Below are 23,846 nucleotides of genomic sequence, written 5' to 3'. Positions count from 1 at the left end.
CTCAAATGTCCGGTTTTCGAAACTTACCGACTGTTCATGTGACCTAATTGAGATCGTCACTGGTCACTTTCGTGTCCGTGCGTGACGGATAGTGGGTGCAGTCAGGCTCGGGTCAAGGGTGAACGCGCAGGGGTGCGCGCCGAAACCACGAGCGCGGACGGCACAGCGGGTCCGGTGAGAACCGTTCCGCAGTGCTCTCCTCGTTGCAACGTCGAATTCAGGAGGCACACCCATGCGTGGTGGGAGCCAGGCCAAGTGGGTTGTCGCAGCTGTTGCGGTCGCCCTTGCCGCGACTGCTTGTAGCAGCGGCGGCAGCTCCTCCGGGGGCAGCTCCGATGGCGCTGCGGTCGACCCCCAGGGCACCTTCAGCTACCAGAGCGCCGAGCCGCAGCGTCCGCTGCAGCCCGCGAACGCCATGGAGAACCAGGGCGGCCGTATCGTCAAGCAGCTCTTCACGGGCCTTGTCGACTACGACCCCGCGACCGGCGCCCTGCGCAACCAGGTGGCCGACAAGATCGAGACCACCGACGCCAAGACCTACACCGTCACGCTGAAGTCCGGTTGGACCTTCCACGACGGCACCCCGGTCACCGCCAAGTCCTTCGTGAACTCGTGGAACTGGTCGGCCAACCCGGCGAACAACCAGATCAACTCGGACTGGTTCTCGGACATCGTCGGCTACGACGCCGTCCACCCGGACAAGGACAAGGGCGACCCGACGGCGAAGGAGATGTCGGGCCTCAAGGTCATCGACGACACCCACTTCACCATCGAACTGTCCAGCCCCGTCTCGTACTTCACGTACAAGCTCGGCTACTCGGCCTTCTTCCCGCTGCCCGAGGGCTTCTTCGCGGACCCGAAGGGCTACGGCGAGAAGCCGGTCGGCAACGGCCCCTACAAGTTCGTCTCGTGGGAGCACAACAAGGCCGTCACGCTGGCCGCGAACGACAAGTACGCGGGCAGCAACAAGGCGAAGAACGGCGGCATCGTCTTCCGCGCCTACACCTCGCCCGAGGCCGCGTACAAGGACCTGATGTCCGACACGCTGGACGTGCTGGACCAGGTCGACTCGACCGACCTGCCGAAGTACAAGGACGACCTGGGCAAGCGCGCGGTCGACCAGGCGCAGGGCGCGATCCAGAACATCTCGTTCGCGCTGTACAACGCCGAGTGGTCCGGCCAGGACAAGGCCAAGGTCCGCCAGGGCCTGTCGATGGCGATCGACCGCGACACCATCACCAAGACGGTGCTGAACAACAGCCGTCAGCCCGCCGACTCGTTCGTGGCGCCGGGCGTCATGGGCTACAAGGCCGGCACCTGCGGCGACGCCTGCAAGTACAACCCGGAGAAGGCCAAGCAGCTCATCGAAGAGGGCGGCGGCGTTCCCGGCAAGAAGATCACCATCCTGTACAACTCCGATGGTGGTCACAAGGAGTGGGTCGACGCGGTCTGCAACTCGATCCGCCAGGCGACCGGCGTCGAGTGCCTCGGTGACCCGAAGCCGGACTTCAAGACCGCGCGTGACATCGTCACCAAGAAGACCGTCCCCAGCATGATGCGTACCGGCTGGGTGCAGGACTACCCGCTGAACGCCAACTTCCTGCGGGACGTCTACGGCACCGGTGCCGCGGCGAACGACGCCGGCTACTCGAGCCCCGAGTTCGACAAGCTGGCCCACGACGCGGACGCGGCCACCTCGGTCGAGAAGACCGCGGAGCTGTACGAGAAGGCCGAGGAGGTGCTGGCCAAGGACATGCCGGCCATCCCGCTCTGGTACTACAAGACCAACTCCGGCTTCTCCAACAAGGTCCAGAACGTCAAGTTCAACTCCTTCGGCGACCCGGTCTACACCGACGTCGAGGTCAAGAAGAAGTAATCGGTCGGCACCGCCTGACCCGGTGACAACGGCCGGTGCCCGTCCCATCCCCACAAGGGCGAGGACTGGCACCGGCCGTTGGCACGCCGACTTATCTCTGGCCGGGTTGACGGGCCCGGCAGAGTCATACATGGAGGCACGATGGGGCGCTTTGTCGCGAGGCGACTGCTCCAGATGATTCCGGTGTTCCTCGGAACCACCGCACTCATCTTTTTCATGGTGCACTTGCTGCCCGGTGACCCGCTGGCAGCGCTGTGGGGCGACAAGGCGCCGGACCCGGTGCAGCTTGCAGCTCTGAAGCACCAGCAAGGACTCGACCAGCCGCTGCTGCAGCAGTACTTCTCCTACATGGGGAAGCTGCTCACCGGCGACTTCGGCACCGCCCTGGACGGACGTCCGGTGCTCGACAAGATCACCGAGGCGCTTCCGGTCACTGTCCGGCTCGCGCTGTTCGCGTTCGCCATCGAGATCGTGCTGGGCATCGGCATCGGCCTGTTCGCGGGCCTGCGCCGTGGCAAGGCGTTCGACAAGGGCGCCCTGGTCCTGACCCTGCTGCTGATCTCGATCCCGGTCCCCGTGCTGGGCTTCGTCTTCCAGACGATCTTCGGGCAGAACCTGAAGTGGGTCACCCCGACCGTGCAGGACAGCAACGACATCACCCAGCTGGTGCTGCCGGCCGTCGTGCTCGGCTCGCTGTCGCTGGCCTACGTCGCGCGCCTCACCCGTACCTCCATAGCCGAGAACACCAAGGCCGACTACGTCCGGACCGCGGTGGCCAAGGGCCTGCCGCGCCGGAAGGTGATCGGCACCCACCTGCTGCGCAACTCGCTGATCCCGGTGGTCACCTTCCTCGGCACCGACCTCGGCGCCCTGATGGGCGGTGCGATCGTCACCGAGGGCATCTTCAACGTCCAGGGTGTCGGCCACGCGCTCTACCAGGCGATCAACATGAAGGAGGGCGCGACCGTCTCCGGCTTCGTCGCCTTCCTGGTGATCGTGTACCTGGCCGCCGGACTGATCGTCGACCTGCTTTACGCGGTCCTGGACCCGAGGATCCGTTATGCCTGATCTGACCGAGAAGAAGACCGCCGAGGACAACATCCCGGCCCAGCGCACGGCGGACACCGCGCCGGCGAAGCAGGAGAAGGCCCGCAGCCTCGGCTCCGACGCCTGGAACGACCTGCGCCGCAAGCCGATCTTCGTGATCTCCGCGCTGCTCATCCTGCTGCTGATCGTGATCGCGATCGCCCCGAGCCTGTTCACCTCGGTGGACCCGCGCGCCGGCGACCTGCGCAACCACTACCTGACGAAGCCGAACTACAGCCACTTCTTCGAGGCGGACTGGTTCGGCTACGACCTCCAGGGCCGCAGCATCTACGCCCGCGTCCTGTACGGCGCCCGCGCCTCGGTCGTGGTCGGCATCTGCGTCACCGTGGGTGTGACCATCCTCGGCGGCATCGCCGGTATGCTCGCCGGCTACTTCGGGGGCTGGGTCGACACGATCATCTCCCGGGTCACCGACATCTTCTTCGGCATCCCGCTGCTGCTCGGCTCGCTGGTGATCCTGAACGCCTTCACCTCCCGCACGGTGTGGAGCGTGGTCTTCGCGCTGGTCGCCCTGGGCTGGACCCAGATGACCCGCGTCATGCGCGGCTCGGTCATCACGGTCAAGCAGGCCGACTTCGTGACCGCCGCCAAGGCGCTCGGCGCCGGCACCGGCCGGATCCTGTTCAAGCACATCCTGCCGAACGCGATCGCCCCGGTGATCGTCGTCGCCACCATCGCGCTCGGCGGCTACATCGCCACCGAGGCGACGCTGAGCTTCCTCGGCATCGGTCTGCAGGACCCGACCATCTCCTGGGGCATCGACATCAACTCGGCCCAGAAGGTGATCCGGACGGCTCCGTTCGCCCTGTTCTTCCCGGCCGGAATGCTGAGCATCACCGTCCTGGCCTTCATCATGCTCGGCGACGCGGTGCGCGACGCCCTCGACCCGAAGCTCCGCTGAGAGAAGAGGTGACGACCCGATGACCACCGTGATCGAGAACGACCAGAAGAACGAACGTCTCGAAGTCGGTACCCCGCTCCTGGAGGTCAAGGACCTCCACGTGGAGTTCCACACCCGGGACGGGATCGCCAAGGCGGTGAACGGAGTCAACTACTCCGTCGCCGCCGGTGAGACGCTCGCCGTGCTCGGCGAGTCCGGCTCCGGCAAGTCCGTGACGGCGCAGACCATCATGGGCATCCTGGACATGCCCCCGGGCAAGGTGACGCAGGGCGAGATCCTGTACCGCGGCCGGGACATGCTCAAGATGGGCAACGAGGAGCGCCGCAAGGTCCGCGGCCAGAAGATCGCGATGATCTTCCAGGACGCGCTCTCCGCCCTCAACCCCGTGCTCAGCGTCGGCTTCCAGCTCGGCGAGATGTTCCGGGTGCACCAGGGCGCCTCCAAGAAGGAGGCGAAGGAGAAGGCCATCGAGCTGATGGACCGGGTGCGCATCCCCGCTGCCAGGCAGCGCGTGAACGACTACCCGCACCAGTTCTCCGGCGGCATGCGCCAGCGCATCATGATCGCCATGGCGCTCTCCATGCAGCCCGACCTGATCATCGCCGACGAGCCCACCACCGCCCTGGACGTCACCGTCCAGGCCCAGGTGATGGACCTGCTCGCCGAGCTGCAGGCCGAGTACAACATGGGCCTGATCCTGATCACCCACGACCTCGGCGTGGTCGCCGACGTCGCGGACAAGATCGCCGTGATGTACGCCGGCCGGATCGTCGAGACGGCGCCGGTGCACGAGCTGTACGCGAACCCCGCGCACCCGTACACCAAGGGCCTGCTGCGTTCCATCCCGCGCCTGGACCAGAAGGGCCAGGAGCTGTACGCGATCAAGGGCCTGCCCCCGAACCTGCTGAAGGTCCCGGCCGGCTGCGCGTTCAACCCCCGCTGCGATGTCGCCACCGACCTGTGCCGCACGGAGATCCCGACGCTGCACCACGTGACGGACAAGGACGGCAAGGAGCTCACCGGCCGCCGCAGCGCGTGCCACCTCTGGAAGGAGACCCTCCATGGCTGAGAACATCCTGGAGGTCAAGGACCTGGTCAAGCACTACCCGCTGACCCAGGGCGTCCTCTTCAAGAAGCAGGTCGGCGCGGTCAAGGCGGTCGACGGCATCTCCTTCGAGCTGAAGAAGGGCGAGACGCTCGGCATCGTCGGCGAGTCCGGCTGTGGCAAGTCCACGCTGGCCAAGGTGCTGATGAACCTGGAGCGGGCCACCTCCGGCCAGGTGCTGTTCAAGGGCGAGGACATCTCCCGGCTGTCCGGCGCGGCCCTCAAGGCCGTCCGCCGCAACATCCAGATGGTGTTCCAGGACCCGTACACCTCGCTCAACCCCCGCATGACCGTCGGCGACATCATCGGTGAGCCGTACGAGATCCACCCCGAGGTGGCGCCCAAGGGCGACCGCCGCAAGGCCGTCCAGGACCTGCTGGACGTCGTGGGTCTGAACCCGGAGTACATCAACCGGTACCCGCACCAGTTCTCCGGCGGCCAGCGCCAGCGCATCGGCATCGCCCGCGGCCTCGCGCTCAAGCCCGAGATCATCATCTGCGACGAGCCGGTCTCCGCCCTGGACGTGTCCGTCCAGGCGCAGGTGATCAACCTGCTGGAGCAGCTGCAGAACGAGTTCGACCTGTCGTACATGTTCATCGCGCACGACCTCTCCATCGTCCGGCACATCTCCGACCGCGTCGGCGTGATGTACCTGGGCAAGATGGTCGAGATCGGCAGCGACGAGCAGATCTACGACCACGCCACCCACCCGTACACCCAGGCGCTGCTCTCCGCGGTGCCGGTCCCGGACCCGACCGCGCGCGAGTCCCGCGACCGGATCATCCTGAGCGGCGACATCCCCTCGCCGGCCAACCCGCCGTCGGGCTGCCGCTTCCGCACCCGGTGCTGGAAGGCGGAGGACCGCTGCGCCGAGGAGGTCCCGCTGCTCGCGGTCCCCTCGGTGCTGAAGGGCCCGGCCGCGCACGACTCGGCCTGCCACTTCGCCGAGGTCCGGGAGCCGGCCGCGGCCTGATCCCCGCTCTCCCCGGAAGGGCCCGTGGCTTCCCGCCACGGGCCCTTCCGTCGTTCGGTGGGACCAGGTGCCGGGGGATCGGGCGCCGGGCGGACCCGGTGCTGCGCCGATCCGGCGCCGCGTCAACTCGGCAGGACGCCGGCGCACCCATCCGGGTGCACCCGACTCGCGCCGTCGCCGGGGCGCGCTTCTCATGGGGTGTGATGCGACACACACCTTGAGGAGGGACCTTCATGCCCGTAGCCGCCCGTGCTCGTTGGGTCCTCGCCGCTGCGACGTCCGTGGTCATGGTGGCCACCGGGTGCAGCAGCAGCGGCGGGGGAGGCAGCAGCTCGTCGGACGCCACCAAGACCTTCAGCTACCAGAGCAACGAGCCGCAGAACCCGCTGCAGCCCGCCAATGCCAACGAGGTGGGCGGCGGTCGCATCCTCCAGAACCTCTTCAAGGGGCTGGTCGACTACGACCCGACCAACGCCAAGATCCGGATGCAGGTCGCCGACAAGATCGACACCAGCGACTCGCAGACCTTCACCGTCACGCTGAAGGACGGCTGGAAGTTCCACGACGGCACCCCGGTGCACGCCAAGAACTTCGTCGACGCCTGGAACTGGGGCGCCAACCCCGCCAACAACCAGATCAACAGCTCCTGGTTCTCGGACATCGACGGCTACCAGGACGTCCACCCGGCCACCGGGAAGCCGACGGTGGACAAGATGTCCGGCCTGGCCGTCACCGACGACCTGCACTTCACGGTCAAGCTGAGCCACAAGGTCTCGTACTTCGAGTACAAGCTCGGCTACATCGCCTTCTCGCCGCTGCCGGACGCCTTCTTCAACGACCCGGCCGGGTTCGGGCAGAAGCCGGTGGGCAACGGCCCGTACCAGTTCGTCAGCTGGGCCCACAACACCCAGGTGGTCACCAAGGCCTTCCCGGACTACCAGGGCGTGGACAAGCCGAAGAACGGCGGCATCGTCTTCAAGATGTACACCACGTCCGAGGCCGCCTACGCCGACCTCCAGTCCAACAACCTGGACGTGATGGACCAGGTGCCGCCCTCCGCGTTGGCGACGTACAAGAGCGACCTCGGCGACCGGGCGGTCGACGCCCCGCAGGGCGCCATCCAGAACATCGGCTTCACGCTCTACCAGGCCGACTGGTCCTCCCCGGACAAGGCCAAGGTGCGCCAGGGCCTGTCGATGGCGATCGACCGGGACATCATCACCAAGACCGTGCTGCAGGGCTCCCGCAAGCCGGCCACCGCCTGGGTGGCCGAAGGCGTCGAGGGCTACAAGGACGGCGCCTGCGGGGACTTCTGCAAGTTCGACGCGGCCAAGGCCAAGCAGCTGATCCAGGAGGGCGGCGGCGTCCCCGGCAACAAGCTGCTGATCACCTACAACTCGGACGGCGGCCACAAGGAGTGGGTCGACGCGGTCTGCAACTCGATCCGGCAGAGCACCGGGGTGGACTGCCTCGGCGACCCCAAGCCCGACTTCAAGACCGCCCGGGCGGCGATCACCGCCCACCAGCTCAACGGCGCCTTCCGCACCGGCTGGGTGCAGGACTACCCGCTGAACGCCAACTTCCTGGCCGACGTCTACCGCACCGGCGCCGCCTCCAACGACTTCGGGTACAGCAGCCCGCAGTTCGACGACGCGGCCACCAAGGCCGACGAAGCCGCCAGCGTCGCCGACACGGTGACGGGCTACCAGCAGGCCGAGGCCGTGCTGCCGAGCGGGATGCCGGCCATCCCGCTCTGGTACTACCGCACCAACTCGGGCTACTCCTCCAAGGTGCAGAACGTGAAGTTCGACTCCTTCGGCAACCCGGCCTGGACCCAGGTCGAGGTCAAGGGCTGAGCCCCGGGCCCTGATCCCCCGCGCCGGCCCCGCCCTCCCCGCACGGAGGGCGGGGCCCGGTCTCTCGGCCGACCGGCCCCGGCCGGTCGGGCACCTAGGAAGGAGGCTCGGATGGGCAGTTACGTGCTGCGGCGGGTACTGCAGATGATCCCCGTGTTCTTCGGCACCACGCTGCTGATCTTCGTGATGGTCTACACGCTGCCGGGCGACCCGGTCTCGGCGCTGTTCGGCGAGAAGGCCGCCGACCCGGCCGTGGTGGCCAGCATCAAGCACACGTACTACCTGGACCAGCCGCTCTGGAAGCAGTACCTGCACTACATGGGGAACCTGTTCCAGGGGGACTTCGGGACCAGCTTCACCGGCCGTCCGGTCTCCGACATCATGGCGGACGCCTTCCCGGTCACCATCCGGCTCGCGCTGATGGCCTTCGTCTTCGAGATGGTCCTGGGCCTCGCCCTCGGCGTGGTCTCCGGGCTCAAGCGCGGCAGCATCGCGGACACCCTGGTGCTGATCCTGACCCTGGTGGTGATCTCGATCCCGGTCTTCGTGCTGGCCTACATCGCCCAGACGGTGTTCGCCACCAACCTGGGCTGGGTCACCCCGACGGTGCAGGACAGCTACGACCTCACCCAGCTGGTCCTGCCCGCGGTCGTCCTGGGCTCGCTCTCGCTCGCGTACGTCGCCCGGCTCACCCGGACGTCCATCGGCGAGAACCTGCGGGCCGACTACATCCGCACCGCGGTGGCCAAGGGCCTGCCCCGGCGGACCATCATCTCCCGCCACCTGCTGCGCAACTCGCTGATCCCGGTGGTCACCTTCCTCGGCACCGACCTCGGCGCCCTGATGGGCGGGGCGATCGTCACCGAGGGCATCTTCAACGTCCAGGGCATCGGCAACGTCCTGTACCGGGCCATCAGCCAGAAGGAGGGGCCGACCGTGGTCGGCATCGTGACCGTCCTGGTGATCGTCTACCTCGTCGCCAGCCTGCTCGTCGACCTGCTCTACGCGGTCCTGGACCCGAGGATCCGCTATGCCTGACATCCACGACGAGGACTCGTACGAACCGCACCCCAAGCCCGGCATCTCGCATCTCGACTATGCCGGGGAGCAGGGCATGGCCGTCGAGCAGGAGACCCTGGTCGAGAGCGACCCGGTGAAGCGGGAGGAGGCCCGCAGCCTCTGGGGCGACGCCTGGCGGGACCTGCGCCGACGGCCGATCTTCCTGATCTCCGCGGTGCTGATCCTGCTGCTGGTCGTGATGGCGGTCTTCCCCTGGGCGTTCACCGACGCCGACCCGCGCAAGGCCGACCTGGTGAACGACTACCTCAAGCGGCCGAACTGGGGCGACGTCTTCGGGGCCGGCTGGTTCGGCTACGACGCGCAGGGCCGGTCGATCTTCGCCCGGGTGATCTACGGCGCCCGCGCCTCGATCACCGTCGGCATCTTCGTGACCGCCGCGGTCACCGTGCTCGGCGGGCTGGCCGGGATGGTGGCCGGGTACTTCGGCGGCGCCGTCGACGCGGTGATCTCCCGGATCATCGACATCTTCTTCGGCATCCCGCTGCTGCTCGGCGCCCTGGTCCTGCTCAACGCCTTCGCCACCCGCACGGTGTGGAGCGTGGTCATCGCGCTGGGCGTGCTCGGCTGGACCCAGATCGCCCGTGTGATGCGCGGCGCGGTGCTGACCGTCAAGCAGTCCGACTACGTGGTGGCCGGCCGGGCGCTCGGCGCCGGGACGGGACGGCTGATGTTCCGGCACATCCTGCCGAACGCGATCGCCCCGGTGATCGTCGTCGCCACCATCGCGCTCGGCGGCTACATCGCCACCGAGGCGACGCTGAGCTTCCTCGGCATCGGCTTGCAGGACCCGACCATCTCCTGGGGCATCGACATCTCCTCCGCCCAGAAGGTGATCCGGACGGCGCCCTACGTGCTGTTCTTCCCGGCCGCGGCGCTCTCCGTCACCGTGCTGGCCTTCATCATGCTGGGCGACGCGGTGCGCGACGCCCTCGATCCGAAGCTTCGCTGAGCGAGGGGAGCGCATCGTGAGTACAGCGGTGGACACCACCAAGGGCGGGCGGGAGGCCTCGTACCAGGGGCCGCTGCTCGACGTACGGGACCTGCACGTCGAGTTCGTCACCCGGGACGGCGTCGCCAAGGCCGTGAACGGCGTCAACTACTCCGTCTCGGCGGGGGAGACGCTGGCGGTGCTGGGGGAGTCCGGCTCCGGCAAGTCGGTGACCGCGCAGGCGGTGATGGGCATCCTGGACATGCCGCCGGCCCGGATTCCGCGCGGCGAGATCCGCTTCCGGGGCCAGGACATGCTCAAGATGAGCAAGGAGGAGCGGCGGAAGATCCGCGGACAGCGGATCGCGATGATCTTCCAGGACGCGCTGTCCGCGCTCAACCCGGTGCTGTCGGTGGGCTTCCAGCTCGGCGAGATGTTCCGGGCGCACCGCGGGGTCTCCCGAGCGGAGGCCAAGACGAAGGCCGTCGAACTGATGGACCGGGTGCGCATCCCGGCCGCCAAGGAACGGGTGAACGACTACCCGCACCAGTTCTCCGGCGGCATGCGCCAGCGCATCATGATCGCCATGGCGCTGGCCCTGGAACCGGACCTGATCATCGCGGACGAGCCCACCACCGCCCTGGACGTCACCGTCCAGGCGCAGGTCATGGACCTGCTGGCCGAACTCCAGGCCGAGTTCCACATGGGGCTCATCCTGATCACCCACGACCTCGGCGTGGTCGCCGACGTCGCGGACAAGATCGCCGTGATGTACGCCGGCCGGATCGTCGAGACCGCCCCGGTGCACGAGCTCTACGCGCGCCCGGCCCACCCGTACACGCGGGGGCTGCTGGACTCCATCCCCCGGCTGGACCAGAAGGGCCAGGAGCTCTACGCGATCAAGGGCCTGCCGCCCAACCTGCTGCGGATCCCCGCGGGCTGCGCCTTCAACCCGCGCTGCCCGCGCGCGCAGGACGTCTGCCGGGCCGAGGTGCCGGAGCTGTTCCCGGTCACCGAGGACGACGGGGCACCGCTGGAAGGGCGCGGCAGCGCCTGCTTCTTCTGGAAGGAGACCCTCCATGAGCGCTAACGGGGCCAGCGCACTCGGCGCGGCGGTGCCCGAGGAGGCCGCCTTCGCCCAGGACGTGCCGCGCGGCGAGCCGATCCTCGAAGTCCGGGACCTGGTCAAGCACTTCCCGCTGACCAGGGGCGTCCTGTTCAGGAAGCAGGTCGGTGCGGTCAAGGCGGTCGACGGCGTCAGCTTCGACCTGATGCAGGGCGAGACGCTCGGCATCGTCGGCGAGTCCGGCTGCGGCAAGTCCACGCTGGCCAAGGTGCTGATGAACCTGGAGCCGGCCACCGGGGGCTCCGTCCGCTACAAGGGGGAGGAGATCTCCCGGTTGTCCGGCGCGGCCCTCAAGGCCGTCCGCCGCAACATCCAGATGGTGTTCCAGGACCCGTACACCTCGCTCAACCCGCGCATGACCGTCGGCGACATCATCGGTGAGCCGTACGAGATCCACCCCGAGGTGGCGCCCAAGGGCGACCGCCGCAAGGCCGTCCAGGACCTGCTGGACGTGGTCGGGCTCAACCCGGAGTACATCAACCGGTACCCGCACCAGTTCTCCGGCGGCCAGCGCCAGCGCATCGGCATCGCCCGGGGGCTGGCGCTCAAGCCCGAGGTCATCATCTGCGACGAGCCGGTCTCCGCCCTGGACGTGTCCGTTCAGGCGCAGGTGATCAACCTGCTGGAGCAGCTCCAGGGCGACTTCAACCTGTCGTACATGTTCATCGCGCACGACCTCTCCATCGTCCGGCACATCTCCGACCGGGTCGGCGTGATGTACCTGGGCAAGATGGTCGAGATCGGCAGCGACACGGAGATCTACGACCACGCCACCCACCCGTACACCCAGGCGCTGCTCTCCGCGGTGCCGGTCCCGGACCCGACGGCGCGCGAGTCCCGCGACCGGATCGTGCTCACCGGTGACGTGCCCTCGCCGGCGAACCCGCCGTCCGGGTGCCGGTTCCGCACCCGCTGCTGGAAGGCGCAGCAGCGGTGCGAGGTCGAGGTGCCGCTGCTCGCCGCGCCGTCGTGGCTGGCGGGGGCGGCCGCCCATGACTCGGCGTGCCACTTCGCGGGGCAGCGGGAGGCCGGCCAGCGGGAGACCGGGCAGCGGGGGGCCGGGCAGGGCGAAGGCTGAGGCCGGTACGGGCAGGGCGCGTCCCCGGAGCGGGGGCGCGCCCTTTCCCGTGATGCAAAAGAGATCTGCCGTGGGCTCGCCAAGTGCCGCGTGGTCCCTGATAGTTGCTCTGCTCCTGTCGGTGGTCGCTGCTGTGCTGAGGAGGGCTGCTCGGATGGACGCGGTGGAGGTGGTCGGCGGTGGCCGGGAGAGTCTGGTGCCCGGGACGCCGTTGCTGGAGGTCGAGGACCTGCACGTGGAGTTCCACACCCGGGACGGTGTCGCCAAGGCCGTCAACGGGGTGAGCTACGCCGTCTCGGCGGGGGAGACGCTGGCGGTGCTGGGGGAGTCCGGCTCCGGCAAGTCGGTGACCGCGCAGGCGGTGATGGGCATCCTGGACATGCCGCCGGGGCGGATCACCTCGGGGCGGATCCTGTTCCGCGGCGAGGACCTGCTGACCATGGGCACCGCCGCCCGGCGGGCGGTCCGGGGCCGGCGGATCGCGATGATCTTCCAGGACGCGCTGTCCGCGCTCAACCCGGTGCTGTCGGTGGGCTTCCAGCTCGGCGAGATGTTCCGGGTGCACCATGGGCTCTCCCGCAAGGAGGCCCGGGAGAAGGCCGTCGAGCTGATGGAGCGGGTGCGCATCCCGGCGGCCCGCCAGCGCGTCGGCGACTTCCCGCACCAGTTCTCCGGCGGCATGCGTCAGCGGATCATGATCGCGATGGCGCTGGCCCTGGAGCCGGACCTGATCATCGCGGACGAGCCCACCACCGCCCTGGACGTCACCGTCCAGGCGCAGGTGATGGACCTCCTCGCGGACCTCCAGGCCGAGTTCAACATGGGCCTGATCCTGATCACCCACGACCTGGGCGTGGTCGCCGACGTCGCGGACCGGATCGCGGTGATGTACGCCGGCCGGATCGTGGAGACCGCCCCGGTGCACGAGCTGTACGCGCGCCCGGCCCACCCGTACACCCGGGGGCTGCTGGACTCCATCCCGCGCCTGGACCAGAAGGGCCAGGACCTGCACGCCATCAAGGGCCTGCCGCCGAGCCTGCTGAGGATCCCCGACGGCTGCGCCTTCAACCCTCGCTGCGACCGGGTGCAGGACCGCTGCCGGTCCGAACTCCCGCCGCTGGTACCGGTGGTGGGCGAGCAGGGGGAGGAGCTGGCGGGCCGCCGCAGCGCCTGCCACTACTGGCGGGAGACGCTGCACGGCTGAGCCCAGCCGGCTACTTCACGAAGCCGACGTTCTCCCAGACGATGTCGGAGAGCCCCTGCGCGCCGATGTTGGCGAGGTCGGCGCGGGCGCCGTACAGCTGCGGGCGCTGGTAGAGCGGCAGGACCCCGGCCGCCTTCCAGAGCTCGCCGTCGGCCTGGTTGATCGCCTCGGAGGCGGTGGCCGCGTCGGCCGCGGAGGCGGCCCGGTCGAGCGCGGAGTCGACCGCCTGGCTGCCCGCGCCGACGTGGTTGGTGCCGCCGTTCTGGACGAAGTTGGCGCGGTTGCCGCTGGCCGGGAAGGGGGTGCCGAGCAGCGAGTAGGCGGCGATGTCGAAGTCGTTGCGGTTGATGTACTTGTCGAAGAACTCGTTGACGGCGGCGGTCACCGTGCTGACCTTGATCCCGACGTCCTTGAGCATCCTGGTGGTGTTCGCGGCCTCGTTCTGGGCCTGGGTGACACCGGCGGGGATGACCATCCGCAGGTTCAGCTCGCGGCCGTCCTTCTTCCGGACGTCGCCGTCGAGCTTCCAGCCGGCCGCGTCCAGCTTGCGGGCGGCCTCGACCGGGTCGTAGCGGGCCAGGCCCAGGGAGTTGTCCCGGTAGCCGTTCTGGTTGGCGACCAGCAGGTGGTTGTTGAGCGGGACGGCGGGCCAGTCCAGGCCGCTGAGGTCGGAGCGGATGACGGCGTCCCGGTTGATCGCCTGGAACACGGCCTGGCGCACGGTCGCGTCGCTCAGCGCGGGGGTGCGGGCGTTCAGGGTGAACTGGCGGAAGTCCGGGCCGCCGGCCCGGCGCACGACGGCGCCCTTGGTGCTCCGGATGGTCTGGTAGCCGGCCACGTCCGGGCCGTTGTTGACCAGGTCGAGCTGCCCCTTGGCGAAGGCGGCGGGCATCGCGTCCGGGCGCATGGCGTGGAAGACGATCCGGTCCAGCATCGGCTTGTCGCCCCACCACGCGGGGTCGGCGACCAGGGTGACGGTCTGCGCGGTGCGGTCCAGCTGCTCGACCTTGAACGGGCCGGCGGTGACCGGGATCGCGTCCAGGTAGGCGCTGTTGAACAGCTCCGGGGTGGCGATCCGGCCGGCCGGCAGCAGCGGGGCGTTGGCGGCGCCGTTGAACATCGACTGCCATTCGGAGAACGGACGGTCGAAGGTCATCACGGCCTGGAAGTCGTCCTTGCCGCGCTCGACCGAGGAGACCAGTTCGAAGCCGGTGCTGCTGGACGGCTTGTACGCCGGGTCCTTGCCGTTCAGGGCCCGCCAGTTGGCCTCGATGTCGCGCCAGGTGATCGGGGTGCCGTCGGACCAGTGCGCCTTCGGGTTGAGCGTCCAGGTGACCACCTGCCGGCCGTCCCTGGACTCGGCGTGGGCCTCTTGGAGGTAGGCGGGGTTGACGGTCTGGGTGCCGGCGGCGTCCGAACGGAAGAAGGTCGGCAGCAGCGGCTTGGTGACGGCGATGGTCGAGGACTCGCTGCCGTCGGTGTGGATCGGCGACCACTGGCGGGAGTACTGGGCGATCGCCACGTTCAGGGTGCCGCCCTGGCGCAGCTCGGCGCGGTCGTGGGGGTTGATGTCGACCGAGGTGAGCTTGGGCGTCGCGGGCGCGGACGGCAGCCCGTCGGCGCCGGGAGCGGCCTGGCCGGAGGCGCACGAACAGAGCGCCAGCGAGAGCGTGAGGACGGTGAGGCCGGCGAGCAGGGCCGTCCCGTGGTGCTGGAGGCGACGGCTCATCGGTGAGCTCCCGGGGTGGGTGTGACGGATGGTGTGGCGTCACATCTTGCTGACCGGGAGGGGGAGTTGTCGAGGGGCGGGTCCGGATGGGGACCCGCCCCCCGACGGGGCCCGGCGCGTCAGACGGCGAACTTGAAGGTGCGGTCCTTGTCGCCGGTCTTGTCGAAGACCGAGGCGACGCCGTCCGCGACGTCCTGCGGGGTGATCGCGGCGAGCTGGCCGTTCTTCTTGACCTTCACCTTGTCGAACGCGGTGCCGAGCTGGGCGCCGAGCGCGTCGAGGTCCCACTTGGGCACGATCTTGCCGGAGGCGTCCGGGACGAGCGTGAGCGCCTTGGCGGCGCTCTTGGGGCCGAACTCCCAGGACTTGGCACCGGCCACGACGTGCACCTTGCCGTTCACCACCTGCTTGCCGAGGCTGTCGGCGGCGGCCTGGAGGGCCTGGGTGGAGACCTTCGGCTGGGCGGCCGCGACGGCGAGGGCGATCGGCTGGTCGGGCTTGCCGGCGGCGCGGTCGCGGTAGGCCTGCTCGACCGTGTCCAGGGCGTTCGCCGAGTCCACCGCCTGGCCGGCCCGGCCGGGCACGACGACCGCGTCGCCGTTCTCGGAGAACTTGACGTAGCCCTCCGCGAGGTTCTGGCCCGAGCCGCCGGCCAGCGAGTCGAGGGCGGCCTTGAGCTTGGCCCGGTCGACCCGGACCTCCGGCGCCACGGCCTTGCTGCCGCCCTGGATCGACTTGATGACGTCGACCGGGTTGTAACTGTGCTGGGCCAGGCCGTCCACGGTGGCGGTGGTGTCGAAGCTCAGACCGGCGACCGTCGGGTCGAGGTCCACGCTCTGCTCGCCGATCTTCAGCTTGAGCGGCTGCTGACCGGCCTTGCCGACCGAGTCGTCCAGCTGGTGGATCGCCTGGTCGCGGCTGTTGCCGCCGATGTCGGTGCCGAGCACCACGGTGCCCTTGGGGACGTCGGACTGGTTGAGCATCAGGCCGGTGCCGTACGCGGCGGCGCCGAGGAACAGCACACCGCCGAGGCCGTAGACGCCCAGCTTGACCAGCTTCTTGCCGGCGCCGCCGCGCTTGGCCTTTGCGGGCGCGGCGGCGGCCTCGGCCTTCGCGGGAGCCTTGGCGGGAGACGGCGCCGGGGCCGGCGGGGGAGCGGCGGGGCCGCCCTGGGCCGCCGGGGGCCGCGGGCCGGAGGACGGCAGCGGGGTGACCTCGGTGGCCTCGGGGTCGCGGCCGGGCTGGGGGGCGCGGCCGGCGCCGGGCGCGCCGGGGAAGAGGCCGCCGGGGGCCGCCGGGGCGGGCTGGCCGTCCTGGCCGGGGGCGGCCGGGCGCTGGGTGGCGAACGGGTCGGTGCCGGTCGGCGCCGAGGCGAACAGGCCCGGTTGCGGACGGCTGTCGGCACCGTGCGGGGCGCCGTTGTGGGGCCGGCCGGATATCCCGGCGGACGGCGGGACGTTCTCGCGGATCGGCGCGAAGCCGTCGACCGAGGTGTCCTCCGGGTTCGGCTCGCCGGCCGGCGCACCGTGGAGCGGACCGGCCGGGTGGCCGTTCGGCTGGAAGCCGTTCAGCGGACCGTTCTGCTGCGGGCCGCCCTGGCGGGGGCCGTTCTGCTGCGGCCCGTTCGGCTGGGAGCCGTTCTGCCGGGGGCGGTTCTGCTGCGGACGGCCGCCGCGCGGGCCGCGCGCACCGGCGTCGGGGCCGGTCGTGGCGAAGGGGTCGGCGACCGGCGCGAACGGGTCCGCGGCGGGCGTGAACGGGGCGGCGGCCTCGTAGACGCCGGGCTCCTCCACCGGGGCCTCGGCGCGGTACGGCGCGGCCGGGGCCGCCGGGGCGCCCGGGTTGGGCGCCTTGCCCTGGGCGGGCAGCGGGCGGCCCTTCGGGGCGCCGTCGGCACGGGCGGCGGCGCCCCCGGCCGGGCGGGCACCCTGCGGACGGGGCTCGGCGGCGGCACCGGGCACGGCCGGGGCCGCCGGCGCGCTCGGCGCACCGGCCGGCACGGCGGCCGGGACGGGCTCGGCGCCCTGGGTCTTCTTCTGGCGCGGCCGGAACCACGCACCGGTGGACTCGGACTCCGAGGTGGCCGGCGGGATCGGCGGGATCTGCCACTCCGGCGGCAGGTTCGGCGGCGCGGCCGTGCCGGCGCCGCCCTCCATCACACCGAGGACGGGCGAGGCGGGCGCGGAACGGTGCCGGGCGCCGCCCTGCTCGGGGGCGGACGCCGGGGCCTCCTCGGCCGGGCCGTCCTCGTTCTTGACGGTGCTGCGGACGACGACCGGCGGGATCGGACGCGAGCCGGGGATGTTGATCCGGACCCGGGTCGTCAGGGTGGTCTCGGTCTTCGGGCCGTCGTCCTCGCCGCCCGACGCGGCGCCCTGGCCGGTGCCGGCCGCGGACCGGTCGCTGCCGGGCCCCGGTGTGCCGTAGGGCGGGGTGCCCGACGGGTAGGCGTCCGGACCCGTGCGCCGAGGCGTCGGGTGGGCGTTGTCAGATTCGCGGCTGCTCAATGCTGCTCTGCTCCGGGTTCGCGGGCGGGCCGTGCGGCGCGACCGCGGTTCGTGGTCGCCGGGCCTGGCTGGGGCGGGCGGCGGTCGGGTACGGCGTTCTGCGGGACCACCATACTGGGAAGAACTGAGCGGCGAACGGCTTCGGACAGATCCTGATACGTCCGGTTCCTCCGTTATGAGAGTAAGGCCGCCTGCTCCTGACTGCGCGTCGTACGCCGTACGGTACGCCGTGCACGGACGGGGTCAGCGTGGTGGGCCGGGCACTCCGGGGAACCAGCTGGTGCGGGTGGGCAGGGTGGCGCAGATCACGCCCAGTACCGAGCCGGCGAACAGCCAGGCCAGCGAGGTGGCGTTGGACCACAGCACGTTGTCGCCCTCGGGCCGGGGCACGATCAGCATCAGCATCGCGACGAACCAGCCGGCCGCCGGAGCGCCCGCGCCGAGCCGGGTGCCGGTGACCCGCAGGCCGCCGTAGAAGGTGGCGGCGGTCGCGGCCAGTGCCAGCAGGACTCCCACGGGCGGCCACAGGGCCTGCACAAAGGATCCGCAGACCGACACCGCGACACCCAGCACGAAGAACAGGACATACGCCGCGATCCGGGCGGCGCGCGGGGGTTGGGGCTCGGCCAGCCGCTCGTCGCGGGTGCCGAGGACGGCCGCCGGGACCGAACGGCGCGGCGGCGGGGCGACGGGCTTGCTCATCGGGCGTCCTCCTCGGCGCTCACGGCCCCGGTGCCGGCGGCGCCGGCGTTCGCGGCCCCGGTGTCGGCGGCCCCGGCGTCGAGGCCCGCGAACAGGTCGTCCTCCGGGCCGCCCGGCCCGGCCTGGCCGCGCGCCAACTCGTAGTACTCGGTGGCGAGCAGCGGCTGGCCCAGGTCGTTGGAGAGCGCGAAGAAGGCGCCGTCCACGGTGATCTGGGTGGCGTGCGCGGCCATCGCGGCCGCCTTGCGCCCGGCGTACGCGGCGCCGTCGAGCACCGTGGTGACGACCTCGTCGGCGACCACCCCGGGGACGTCGGACGGCTGCGCGACACCCGGGAACGGGGCCTTGGCGGCGGTCTCGGCCAGCCCGGCCTCGATCACCGAGCGCGGCATCCGGTTCCAGTACACCTTGGCGATCCGCCAGGCCGGGCCCAGCTCGGGGCGGTGCGCCGGGTCGGCGGCCAGCTCGTACGCGCGCATCGCGACCCGGTGCGCCTGGATGTGGTCCGGGTGCCCGTAGCCGCCGTTCTCGTCGTAGGTGACCAGGACCTGCGGCCGTGCCTCGCGGATCACCGCGACCAGGTGGCCGGCCGCCTCGTCCACGTCGGCCCGCCAGAAGCAGCCGGGCACGTCGTTGTCGGGCACGCCCATCATCCCGGAGTCCCGGTAGCGCCCCGGACCGCCGAGGAAGCGGACGTCGGTGACGCCCAGGGCACGCGTCGCCTCGGTCAGCTCGCCGATCCGGTACGCGCCGAGGGCGCCGCCCCGATCGGCCGTCAGGTGGGCCAGCTCCGGGGGGATCACCTCGCCGCCCTCGCCGAGGGTGCAGGTCACCAGGGTGACCCGGGCGCCTTCGGCGGCGTACCGGGCCATGGTGGCGCCGTTGCCGATCGACTCGTCGTCGGGGTGCGCGTGCACCAGGAGGAGTCGGCGGCCGGTAGTCGCGGTCATGGGAGGAAGCCTAGGGCCTGTCGCCGCGCTCCCGTCGTCCGCCCGGAGGGTGCGGGGGTCAGAGCTTCAGACCGTTGATCATCCCGGCGAGGTTGCTGGTGACCTGGCTGATCGACGGGGCGATCGAGCTGGAGGCCAGGTAGAAGCCGAGCAGCGCGCAGACGATCGCGTGCGCCAGCTTCAGGCCGGAGCGGCGGATCAGCACCACCACGATGACCAGCATCAGCACGACGGCGGAGATGTTCATGGCCATGTCGGCTCACACCCCTTCTCGGGACCGCGGCCCCCGGGGAGGGCGGCGGTGGGACGGTGCGGGACTGGGGCTGCGGGTGGCCGGGGGCCCGGGACGGGCCCGACGATCACTCGCCCGACAAGTCATACCCGATGAGTAAGGGGAGCATTACATTCGGTGAGCCCCGCGGGCCGGGGCGCCGCCGCGCTCGCGGGGCGCATGGGCCGGTCGGAGGGGGTTTGGACCTCTTTGGGGCGTACTTGGCGACGATGCTCCGAACGAGTGATCACCAGCCTCCCGGCAGCGGCAGTTCGGCACCGTAGGGTCTGGTGCCATGAGCTCCCACACCCCTGCGGACACCTTCCCCCGGCAGTACGCGCGGACCCGGCGCTACACCGTCGGCGCGCCCCGCTCCTTCTCCGTCGCACCGGACGGCTCGCGGGTCGTCTTCCTCCGCGCGCCCGAGGGCGGCGGCCGGTCCAACCTGCTCTGGACCCTCGACACCGCCACCGGCGAGGAGCGGATCGCCGCGGACCCGGCGGCCCTGCTCGGCGGCGGCGAGGAGGACCTCTCGCCGGCCGAGAAGGCCCGCCGCGAACGCAGCCGCGAAAGCTCGGCCGGCATCGTCGGCTACGCCCTGGACGGGACCGGCGCACTGGCCGCCTTCGCCCTCTCCGGCCGCCTCTTCACCGCCGACCTGGCCACCGGCGCGACCGCCGAACTGCCCGCCCGGGGACCGCTGCTGGACCCGCGGCCCGCCCCGGACGGTGCCCACGTCGCGTACGCCAACACGGCCGGCGAGCTGCGGCTGACCCGCACCGACGGCAGCGGCGACCGGGTGCTCGCCGAGCCGGACGGCCCGAACGTCACCTGGGGCCAGGCCGAGTTCATCGCCCAGGAGGAGATGGACCGCGACCGAGGCTTCTGGTGGTCCCCGGAGAGCGACCGGCTGCTGGTCGAGCGCGCCGACGACAGCCCGGTGCGCCGCTGGTGGATCGCCGACCCGGCCAACCCGGACCGCGAGCCCGCCGAGGTCGCCTACCCGGCGGCCGGCACCGCCGACGCCGAGGTCGGCCTCTGGGTGCTCGACCTGCACGGCGGGCGCACCGAGGTGGTCTGGGACCGCGCCGCGTTCCCGTACCTCGGCCGGGTGCACTGGTCGACCGGCGGCGTGCCGCTGCTGCTGGTGCAGTCCCGCGACCAGCGCCGCCAGCGGATCCTCGGCCTGGACGTGGCCACCGGCGCCACCGAGGTGCTGCACGAGGAGGAGGACGGGGTCTGGCTGGAGCTGTTCCCGGGCGTCCCGGCGTGGACCCCGGACGGCAAGCTGGTGCGGATCGCCGACCAGGACGGCGTCCGGGCGCTGCTCGTCGGCGACCAGGCCGTCACCGGGGCCGACCTGCACATCGGGTCCGTCCTCGCCGTCACCGCGGACGAGGTGTTCTTCAGCGCGTCCGGCGGCGCCACCGAGACCGACCCCGAGCCCGGCTGGATCGCCGTCGGCCGGATCAGCCACGACGGCAAGCGGCTCGGCTGGGAGTCCGCCAACGGGCGGCCGTTCACCTCCGTCACCAGCGCGGTGCACGGCGGCGGGATCACCGTCCGGGCCACCGCCGAGCCGGACCTGCCCGGCACCCTCGTCCGGGTCTCCCGCGACCTGCCCGAGGGCGTGGCGGTCGACGACGTCGCCACCATCGCCTCGTACGCCGAGACCCCGGTCATCACCGCCCGCCCGGTCTTCCGCTTCGCCGGCGAGCGCCGCATCCCGGCCGCCGTCTTCCTGCCCACCGGATACGACCGCGAGCGCGACGGCCTGCTGCCCGTCCTGATGGACCCGTACGGCGGCCCGCACGGCCGGCGCGTCGTCCAGGCGCACAACCCGCACCTCAACTCGCAGTGGTTCGCCGACCAGGGCTTCGCGGTGGTCGTCGCCGACGGGCGCGGCACCCCCGGGCGCGGGCCGGCCTGGGAGAAGTCGATCGCCTTCGACTTCGCCGGGGCCACCCTGGACGACCAGGTCGAGGCGCTGCGGGCACTGGCCGACGAGTTCCCGCTGGACCTCGGCCGGGTCGCCATCCGCGGCTGGTCCTACGGCGGCTACCTCGCCGCCCTCGCCGTGCTGCGCCGCCCGGACGTCTTCCACGCGGCGGTCTCCGGCGCGCCGGTCACCGACTGGACGCTGTACGACACCCACTACACCGAGCGCTACCTGGGCCACCCGGCCGAGCGGCCCGAGGTGTACGCCGCCAACTCGCTGACCGGGTACGCGGCCGGTCTGGAGCGCCCGCTGATGATCATCCACGGGCTGGCGGACGACAACGTGGTGGCCGCCCACACCCTGCGGCTCTCCTCCGCGCTGCTCGCCGCCGGGCGCCCGCACACCGTGCTGCCGCTGTCCGGCGTCACGCACATGACCCCGCAGGAGGAGGTCGCGGAGAACCTGCTGCTGCTCCAGGTCGACTTCGTGAAGCGGTCGCTGGGCATCTGACCCGCCCCGGCGCCAGGACGACCGCCGGGCCGGACGACCGCCCCGACCGGCGCTTCCCGCGGCCGGCACCCCTGACCCGGGGTGCCGGCCGCGGCGCGTCCGGCATGACATCCGTCATACCGGACGCACGACGGCGGACACTGCCGCCGGACCCGGCCCCGGCGGGACCCTGAGGTGGTGCGGACAGTACGCGACATCAAAGGGAGAGGAACCGGGCGATGGACACCGAGGTGGCCGCCTTCCGCGGCGTGGGAAAGAGCTACGGGCGGGTACGCGCCGTGGACGGACTGGACCTCGTGCTGCGGCCGGGCGAGACCGTCGCGCTGCTCGGGCCGAACGGCGCCGGCAAGTCCACCAGCCTGGACCTGCTGCTCGGCCTGCGGGAACCCGACCAGGGCAGCGTGACGCTGTTCGGCGGGACCCCGCGGGCGGCGATCGAGACCGGCCGGGTCGGCGCGATGCTGCAGAGCGGCGGGCTGATGTCCGACGTCAAGGTGCGCGAGCTGGTCCGGCTCGCCTGCGAGGTGCACCCGCGGGGCCTGCCGGTCGCGCAGGTGCTGGCCGACGCGGGGATCACCGAACTGGCGGAGCGGCGGGTCGACAAGCTGTCCGGGGGCCAGGAGCAGCGGGTCCGCTTCGCGCTGGCGATCGCGGGCGGCAACGACCTGATCGTGCTGGACGAGCCCACCACCGGCATGGACGTCAGCGTCCGGCAGTCGTTCTGGGCGAGCATGCGGGCCCAGGCCGACGCCGGGCGCACGGTGCTGTTCGCCACCCACTACCTGGAGGAGGCCGACTCGATCGCCGACCGCGTCCTGGTGCTGCACCGGGGCCGGCTGATCGCGGACGGCAGCTCCGCCGAGATCAAGGCGCGGGCCGGCGCCCGCCGGATCGCCTTCGAGCTGCACGACGCGGACGCCGCCGACCGTGCCGGTGCCGACCGCGCCGGCGGCGACCGTGCGGGCGCGGACCGCTCCTCGGAGGGCCTGCTGCGCACGCTGCCGGGCGTGCTGTCGCTGGACGTCACCGCCCGGGTCCCGGGGGTGCGGACGGTCCGGATCCGGACCTCGGACGCCGACGCGAGCGTGGCCGGGATCTACCGGGCGGGCCTGTACCCGCGCGGGCTGGAGGTCACCGGCTTGGGCCTGGAACAGGCCTTCCTGACCATCACCGGCGAACAGGACCGCGCCGACGGCGCCGGGGCCGGGAGTGGTGCCGGGCGCGGCGGCGCGACGGCGGAGACAGCGACGGCGGCAGTGGCCGAGAAGGAGACCGTGCGATGACCACCCTGATCCGGCTGGAGATCCTGCGGACCCTCCGCAACCGGCGCTACCTGCTCTTCACCATCGCCTACCCGGCGCTGATGTACTTCTTCTTCATCCAGGTCTACGGCACCACCGCGCTGGCCGGAGGGCTGCCGGTGAAGACCTACTTCATGGTCTCGATGGCCACCTTCGGCGCGGTCGGCGCGGTGCTCACCGGCAGCGCGCAGCGGATCTCGCTGGAGCGCAAGAGCGGCTGGGTGCGCCAGCTCCGGCTGACCGCCCTCCCCGGCCGGGCGTACACCGTCGCCAAGATCGCGGCGAGCGCGGTGACCACGTTGCCGGCGATCCTGGTGGTCTTCGCGGTCGGCGCGAGCCAGGGCGTCCCGCTCACGGCGGCGCAGTGGGTCGCGCTGGCGGCGGCGCTGTGGCTGGGCAGCTTCGTGTTCGCGGCGCTCGGGGTGGCGCTCGGGTACGCGGCGGCGCCGGACTCGGTGCAGACCATCGTGATGATCACGTACATGGTGATGTCCCTGTTCGGCGGCACCTGGTTCCCGGTGACCGGCACGCTGGAGAAGTTCGCCCGGTTCGACCCGGTGTACCAGTACAACCACCTGGCCGGCTTCACCCGGCCGGGGGGCTCCCTGGACCTCGTGGCGGTCGCCGGACTGGCCGGATTCCTCGCCGTGTTCGTCGCCGCCGCGACGGTCCTGTACCGCCGCGACACCCGGCAGGCATGATG

19 protein-coding genes are annotated in these 23,846 nt (G+C 71.1%); 14 read left to right on the top strand and 5 right to left on the bottom strand.

The window, feature by feature from the left end; all coding sequences use genetic code 11:
* Positions 1-232: 232 nt before the first annotated feature.
* The 11 genes from ACFQ6N_RS05505 to ACFQ6N_RS05455 all read left to right on the top strand — a co-directional run bounded on the left by ACFQ6N_RS05505 (position 233) and on the right by ACFQ6N_RS05455 (position 13,234).
* Entirely contained in the window at positions 233-1,876 is a 1,644-nt protein-coding gene (locus tag ACFQ6N_RS05505; protein ID WP_380647069.1) for an ABC transporter substrate-binding protein, read from the top strand.
* 141 nt (positions 1,877-2,017) lie between these two features.
* Complete coding sequence (locus tag ACFQ6N_RS05500) at positions 2,018-2,944, top strand: ABC transporter permease (RefSeq protein ID WP_380647068.1); 927 nt, start codon at positions 2,018-2,020, stop codon at positions 2,942-2,944.
* A complete protein-coding gene (locus tag ACFQ6N_RS05495; protein ID WP_380647066.1) occupies positions 2,937-3,884 on the top strand; it encodes an ABC transporter permease in 948 nt (315 codons plus the stop codon). Before ACFQ6N_RS05500 ends, ACFQ6N_RS05495 begins: the two co-directional genes overlap by 8 nt.
* A 19-nt stretch (positions 3,885-3,903) precedes the next feature.
* Positions 3,904-4,953, top strand: coding sequence for an ABC transporter ATP-binding protein (locus ACFQ6N_RS05490; RefSeq protein ID WP_380647065.1), 1,050 nt, complete (start codon positions 3,904-3,906; stop codon positions 4,951-4,953).
* Positions 4,946-5,962 carry an ABC transporter ATP-binding protein gene (locus ACFQ6N_RS05485; protein ID WP_380647063.1) on the top strand — a complete coding sequence of 339 codons (1,017 nt, stop codon included), beginning with the start codon at positions 4,946-4,948 and terminating at the stop codon, positions 5,960-5,962. The genes ACFQ6N_RS05490 and ACFQ6N_RS05485 overlap by 8 nt, the downstream gene beginning before the upstream one ends.
* A gap of 233 nt (positions 5,963-6,195) precedes the next feature.
* Positions 6,196-7,818 carry an ABC transporter substrate-binding protein gene (locus tag ACFQ6N_RS05480; protein WP_380647062.1) on the top strand — a complete coding sequence of 541 codons (1,623 nt, stop codon included), beginning with the start codon at positions 6,196-6,198 and terminating at the stop codon, positions 7,816-7,818.
* A 111-nt stretch (positions 7,819-7,929) separates the two neighbouring features.
* Entirely contained in the window at positions 7,930-8,856 is a 927-nt protein-coding gene (locus ACFQ6N_RS05475; protein ID WP_380647061.1) for an ABC transporter permease, read from the top strand.
* Positions 8,857-8,932: 76 nt separating this feature from the next.
* On the top strand, positions 8,933-9,847 hold the full coding sequence (locus tag ACFQ6N_RS05470; RefSeq protein ID WP_380647131.1) for an ABC transporter permease: 915 nt from the start codon (positions 8,933-8,935) through the stop codon (positions 9,845-9,847).
* A gap of 16 nt (positions 9,848-9,863) precedes the next feature.
* A complete protein-coding gene (locus ACFQ6N_RS05465) occupies positions 9,864-10,916 on the top strand; it encodes an ABC transporter ATP-binding protein (RefSeq protein ID WP_380647059.1) in 1,053 nt (350 codons plus the stop codon).
* The gene (locus ACFQ6N_RS05460) at positions 10,906-12,030 is read left to right on the top strand and encodes an ABC transporter ATP-binding protein (RefSeq protein ID WP_380647058.1); all 1,125 of its coding nucleotides are present in this window, start codon (positions 10,906-10,908) and stop codon (positions 12,028-12,030) included. The genes ACFQ6N_RS05465 and ACFQ6N_RS05460 overlap by 11 nt, the downstream gene beginning before the upstream one ends.
* Before the next feature lie 154 nt (positions 12,031-12,184).
* Positions 12,185-13,234 carry an ABC transporter ATP-binding protein gene (locus ACFQ6N_RS05455; RefSeq protein WP_380647056.1) on the top strand — a complete coding sequence of 350 codons (1,050 nt, stop codon included), beginning with the start codon at positions 12,185-12,187 and terminating at the stop codon, positions 13,232-13,234.
* Positions 13,235-13,244: 10 nt separating this feature from the next.
* On the opposite strand, the gene ACFQ6N_RS05450 is transcribed toward ACFQ6N_RS05455, so the two are convergent.
* The 5 genes from ACFQ6N_RS05450 to ACFQ6N_RS05430 form a co-directional block, all read right to left on the bottom strand.
* Positions 13,245-14,963, bottom strand: coding sequence for an ABC transporter family substrate-binding protein (locus ACFQ6N_RS05450; protein ID WP_380647055.1), 1,719 nt, complete (start codon positions 14,961-14,963; stop codon positions 13,245-13,247).
* 119 nt (positions 14,964-15,082) lie between these two features.
* A complete protein-coding gene (locus ACFQ6N_RS05445) occupies positions 15,083-17,470 on the bottom strand; it encodes a peptidoglycan binding domain-containing protein (protein WP_380647054.1) in 2,388 nt (795 codons plus the stop codon).
* Positions 17,471-17,713: 243 nt separating this feature from the next.
* Positions 17,714-18,172, bottom strand: a complete 459-nt coding sequence (locus ACFQ6N_RS05440; protein ID WP_380647053.1) for a DUF6113 family protein — start codon at positions 18,170-18,172, stop codon at positions 17,714-17,716.
* The gene (mshB, locus tag ACFQ6N_RS05435) at positions 18,169-19,122 is read right to left on the bottom strand and encodes an N-acetyl-1-D-myo-inositol-2-amino-2-deoxy-alpha-D-glucopyranoside deacetylase (RefSeq protein ID WP_380647052.1); all 954 of its coding nucleotides are present in this window, start codon (positions 19,120-19,122) and stop codon (positions 18,169-18,171) included. The genes ACFQ6N_RS05440 and mshB overlap by 4 nt, the downstream gene beginning before the upstream one ends.
* 58 nt (positions 19,123-19,180) lie before the next feature.
* Positions 19,181-19,375, bottom strand: a complete 195-nt coding sequence (locus ACFQ6N_RS05430) for a DUF2304 domain-containing protein (RefSeq protein ID WP_380647051.1) — start codon at positions 19,373-19,375, stop codon at positions 19,181-19,183.
* A gap of 313 nt (positions 19,376-19,688) precedes the next feature.
* Between ACFQ6N_RS05430 and ACFQ6N_RS05425 the strand changes: the two genes are divergently transcribed.
* The 3 genes from ACFQ6N_RS05425 to ACFQ6N_RS05415 all read left to right on the top strand — a co-directional run bounded on the left by ACFQ6N_RS05425 (position 19,689) and on the right by ACFQ6N_RS05415 (position 23,844).
* Positions 19,689-21,842, top strand: a complete 2,154-nt coding sequence (locus tag ACFQ6N_RS05425) for an alpha/beta fold hydrolase (RefSeq protein ID WP_380647049.1) — start codon at positions 19,689-19,691, stop codon at positions 21,840-21,842.
* 218 nt (positions 21,843-22,060) lie between these two features.
* Positions 22,061-23,125, top strand: coding sequence for an ABC transporter ATP-binding protein (locus ACFQ6N_RS05420; RefSeq protein ID WP_380647048.1), 1,065 nt, complete (start codon positions 22,061-22,063; stop codon positions 23,123-23,125).
* A complete protein-coding gene (locus tag ACFQ6N_RS05415; protein ID WP_380647047.1) occupies positions 23,122-23,844 on the top strand; it encodes an ABC transporter permease in 723 nt (240 codons plus the stop codon). Before ACFQ6N_RS05420 ends, ACFQ6N_RS05415 begins: the two co-directional genes overlap by 4 nt.
* Positions 23,845-23,846: the final 2 nt, after the last annotated feature.

The sequence above is a fragment of the Kitasatospora sp. NPDC056446 genome, from assembly GCF_042796115.1.
In the GTDB taxonomy this organism is placed as follows: Bacteria; Actinomycetota; Actinomycetes; order Streptomycetales; family Streptomycetaceae; genus Kitasatospora.
This window is presented reverse-complemented; position numbering and strand designations above follow the sequence as displayed.